The 4,800-nt window shown below is 50.8% G+C and carries 3 protein-coding genes and 1 pseudogene; all 4 read right to left on the bottom strand.

What is annotated here, in order from left to right:
- Positions 1–162: 162 nt before the first annotated feature.
- Positions 163–1,749: pseudogene (locus Q0562_RS08725) on the bottom strand (AAA family ATPase); the annotation flags it as partial.
- Between the two features lie 405 nt (positions 1,750–2,154).
- A complete protein-coding gene (locus Q0562_RS08720; protein WP_298643539.1) occupies positions 2,155–2,901 on the bottom strand; it encodes an amino acid ABC transporter ATP-binding protein in 747 nt (248 codons plus the stop codon).
- Positions 2,898–3,995 carry an amino acid ABC transporter permease gene (locus tag Q0562_RS08715; RefSeq protein WP_298643537.1) on the bottom strand — a complete coding sequence of 366 codons (1,098 nt, stop codon included), beginning with the start codon at positions 3,993–3,995 and terminating at the stop codon, positions 2,898–2,900. Before Q0562_RS08715 ends, Q0562_RS08720 begins: the two co-directional genes overlap by 4 nt.
- The coding region (locus Q0562_RS08710; RefSeq protein WP_298643535.1) for an ABC transporter permease subunit at positions 3,992–4,800 on the bottom strand (809 nt) is incomplete at its 5' end. The genes Q0562_RS08710 and Q0562_RS08715, both read right to left, overlap by 4 nt.

Here is a 4,800-nt window from a genome sequence, read left to right as displayed (position 1 = left end):
CGACTGATATCGCTTGGGTAGGTTTTTCTGTTCATACCGATAGTTTACAGCAGAGGCTGAGACAATGAACACGTTCTAAGCAAATACAGGTAAAAAGAAACCCGTCAAAGGTTTATCACGACGGTGCTGGATAAGACGGAGTTGAGCCCACTCTACGCTCGCTCAAATATTCGCAAGCATTCTCTCTAATGAATCAACAAGGGCTTTAATGGAATCACATTTATGTTGATTAAGGCAGTGTGGATTCTTAGATACTTCTTCTGCCACTATGGCTTTTGCTTTTGAAAGTTCATGATCATCACCTAGTCTTCCAGACAATATAAAACAATCTTTCATACGATCAGACCATTTTCTATTATTCTTGAATTTAGGACTAAATTTAGATGAAGTTATATCTATCCCAAATTCTCTAGAAATAGCATCTTTATAGCAATTTATATCTAAGCAATCTTCAATTTCAGAATCTTTCATCCCCGCACATGTTGACATTGTATAACTTGAATTATCTATTAATCCTTCCCTGCGTGCTTTTTCCAAAGCATTTCTGCCAGCTTCATCATGATCAAGATAAGTGTGGGTGAGACATAGACATGTTCTTAATAAAGATAGTTCATATAATAAATTTCCTGAACCACCCATCGATTTTATTATTAATAGATTATTTTTTAACGCTTTTGCCAGATTATTGCTCAATACTGGCAATATTGCCTTAAATATTTTAACATCCCCATTGCCTTCTACTAATAAAGCATAATTAGCATGTATTAAATTATCTGAAGCTCTTATTCCTAACACATCGCGTATCATATCTATATTTTTTGCTGGATTTGCCTTTCCTTTATCTATAATGATATTACTTTTAAGATTTTCTCTATTTACAAATAACGGATTATGCGTTGTTAATATAACTTGATTCATCTTAGAAAGAGAATTAATAATTTCATTAATCTGGTGTATTGCACCAGGATGCAAATGTGATTCAGGCTCTTCAATAGCAATAATTGAGGCACCTGCGGTTTCTGTTTTATTCTTCAATAACCCTAGTGCTGCTAGGCTTTTTACTCCATCACCTTTATATTCCAAACTTGTTTCTATCCCATCATCAATAATAATATCAATATCTCTTCTCAGTGCAATCTTCCGATTAACTTCAGAAATTTCGATAGATACTTTCTTAATCGAAGGGAGAAATTCTGATAACGGCTTTTGTATTTGTTCAGCTAATTTATCTAGTACAGGTTGCTGTAAATTTTCAATGGCTTTTAACGCTTGGATATATTTATCATTATTCTCAAGCAATCTTAGTTCATGAGACAGCATCCTTTGAACTACATCCAATGCCTCCTTATCTGTCCTTATTGCTGGTATATAGTTGAAAGAAACCCGACTACCTATAAAGCTAGATATTTTTTGTACTTTATTTGTAAGCTGCGAAGCATTCTTACCTGATTTTTTTATATTAATAATTGGAATATCATCTTTCCCAATTTTTATCTCAATTGGCAAAATTCCATTCAAATTAGCACCTGTAAGTTCTTTAAACTCTATTATCTCTGAATTGTCCAGAAGAAAATCTATTTTAAAAATAGTTTGTGCAGAACGTCTTTTTTCTTGAAGCTGAATAGGAAAGTCTCGCTCCCAGTTGTATATACCCAACCTGTCAATTATATAATTTCTTAATCTTCTCTCACTTGGCCTTTGAAGCGCATCCATGGCTACCTGTAGTGCTCGCAGCAAGTTGGATTTACCTTCATTATTTTTCCTATTAGAATTGTTAAATCATTGGCTATGCTTATTTTATGCGCAGACGTAATGCTTCTAAAATTAGAAACAGAAAAACTTTTAATCTTCATACTATTAACCTTTTAAATACCCTTTAAGAATACCAGATCAAGATATTCTTGAAATAGTCATCCTTCAGAACCATTTTAACTTGTTCTACTTATTTCGTTCTATCTTTCACAATAATTCGTATCCCACTGTGCACGACCTATTACCTACACTGTTTGCGATAAGCAGAAAAACCACCAAGCGTGGATAATACCTGTCTAGGAAATAATCTGAGTGTGTCGGCACGTCTCGCCGTATGTCGTACTGTCTCCGCCACGCTGGTTTCTCAGTTTAATTTTTGGAATTGGCATAAATCTTGCCCCCCTACCCCGGCTGCTGCAATATCTGGCTCAAAAATTCTTGCGCGCGCGGGTGGCGGGCGTTGGTGAAGAAGTCTTCCGGCGGTGCGGTTTCGAGGATTTCGCCTTTGTCCATGAAGACGATGCGGTCGGCGACGGTGCGGGCGAAGCCCATTTCGTGCGTGACGACCAGCATGGTGATGCGGCTGTTTTCCGCGAGTTCGATCATGACGTCCAGCACTTCTTTGATCATTTCCGGGTCGAGTGCCGAGGTGGGTTCGTCGAAGAGCAAGACTTCGCAGTCCATGCACAGGGCGCGGGCAATGGCGACGCGTTGTTGTTGGCCGCCGGAGAGTTGCCCTGGGTATTTGTCCGCCTGTTCGCGGATGCCGACGCGTTCGAGGTATTGTCGCGCGGTCGCTTCTGCCTGCGCGCGCGGCTGTTTGTTCACCCAGATGGGGCCGAGGGTGAGGTTGTCGAGGATGGTGAGGTGCGGGAAGAGGTTGTATTGCTGGAAGACCATGCCGACTTTGCGCCTAAGATCGCGCGTCTGTTTGGCGCTGCCGGTGAGGACTTCGCCGTCCAGGCGGATTTCGCCTTCTTGATAGGTTTCGAGGCGGTTGATGCAGCGGATCAGCGTTGATTTGCCCGAACCGGATGGGCCGCAGATGACGAGGCGCTCGCCTTTTTTCACGTTCAGGTCGATGTTTTTCAGGGCGTGGTATTTGCCGTACCACTTGTTGAGGTGGTGGATGTTGATGGCGTCTGTCATGGGCGTTCCGGGGTGAAATGGCGTTCGATGCGGTAGCTGGTGTGGCTCATGCCGTAGCAGAGCAGGAAGTAAACGAGGGCGCAGAAGGCGTAGCCTTCCATGCTGTGGCCGAGCCAGGCGGGGTCTTGTCCGGCGGAGTGGACGATGCCGAGGAAGTCGTAGAGACCGATGATGGAGACGAGGGTGGTGTCTTTGAAGAGGCCGACGAAGGTATTGGTGATACCGGGGATGACGGTCGTGAGTGCCTGCGGCAGGATGACGAGGCGCATTTTCGCTGCATAGCCGAGGCCGAGGCTGTCCGCCGCTTCGTACTGCCCGCGCGGGATGGCCTGCAAGCCGCCACGCACCACTTCCGCCATGTAGGCCGAGGCGAAGAGGGCGACGCCAATCAGCGCGCGCAGGAGGTTATCGACGTGGATATGCGGCGGCAGGAAGAGCGGCAGCATGACGTTCGCCATGAAGAGGACGGTAACGAGCGGCACGCCGCGCCACAGTTCGATGAAGACCGTGCAGCACGCGCGCAGCACCGGCAGATTGGACGTGCGCCCCAGCGCGAGCAGGATGCCGAGCGGCAGGGCGAAGACCAGCCCGGCAGAGGCGACGACGAGGGTCAGCATCATCCCGCCCCACTGGTTGCTGCGCACCGGCGGCAGGCCGAGGACGCCGCCACGCAGCAGGAACCACGACAGCGGCGGCAGGATGAAGAGGGTGAAGACCAGCGCCCACAGCCGCGCCCGTCCGCGCCCGCGCCACAGCGCGGCGAAGGTGGCGGGGACGATGCCGAGGAACAGCAGCCACACCCGCCAGCGTTCCGCTTCGGGATAAAAACCGTAGAGAAACTGCGCGAGGCGCATTTTGATGAAGACCCAGCAGGCGCCGCCGCTTTGACAATCGGCCGCCGTCGTGCCGCGCAAATCGGCGTGCCACACCGCCCAGAGGAAGAGCGGCGGCAGGATGCGGTAGAGCAGGTACAGCGCCAGCAGGGTCAGACAGACGTGCAGCGGCGAGGCAAACAGATTACGGCGCAGCCAGCACCACAGGCCGAATTCGGATGCGGGCGGGGCGCGGTCGGGCAAATAGGAAAAATCACTCATCGTTCCACCAGGCGGACACGGCGGTTATAGCCGTTCATCAATAAAGAAATCACCAGACTGATGGCGAGATAGACCGTCATCGTCATCACAATAATCTCGACTGCGCGCCCCGTCTGATTGAGCGCCGTGCCGGTAAAGACCGAGACCAGATCGGGGTAGGCAATCGCCGTCGCCAGCGACGAGTTCTTCACCACATTGGCGAACTGGCTGGTGAGCGGCGGCACCATCACCCGCAGCGCCTGCGGCAGCACGACGAGGCGCATCACCCGCGCCGGCGGCAAGCCGAGCGACTCCGCCGCCTCATACTGCCCGCGCGGCACCGAGGCAATGCCGCTGCGCACATACTCCGCCACATACGAGGCGCTATACAGCGACAACGCCAGCCACAGCGCCAGCAGCTCCGGCAACAGCGTCACACCGCCGCGCACATTAAACCCCTGCAACAGCGGGCGGCTCACCTGCTCCGGCCCGACCAGCACGAAAAACACCGCCAGCGGCAGCGCGGCGGTGAGCAGACCGTACGCCCACCACAGCCGCAGCACCTGCCCGCTGTGCCGCTGGCGGCGACGGTTCCAGCCGCAGAGCAGCAGCGTGGCGACGATACCGCAGGCGAACGCGGCAAGCGCCCACTGTAACGGCGGCTGCCACAGCGACGCAGCGAGGGCGAGCCCACGGTTATTCAGCATGGCGAGACAACCGGTCTCATCGCAGCCCCAGCGCAGCGTGCTGGCGCGCGGTGCGGGCAGGACGGCGAGCACGGCGAAGTACCAGAAAAAAAGCTGCAACAGCAGCGGCACATTGCGGA

The sequence above is a fragment of the uncultured Cardiobacterium sp. genome (assembly GCF_938028825.1).
Lineage (GTDB): Bacteria > Pseudomonadota > Gammaproteobacteria > Cardiobacteriales > Cardiobacteriaceae > Cardiobacterium.
Note: the sequence above shows the minus strand (reverse complement) of the source record. Positions and strands in the feature narration are given on the sequence as shown.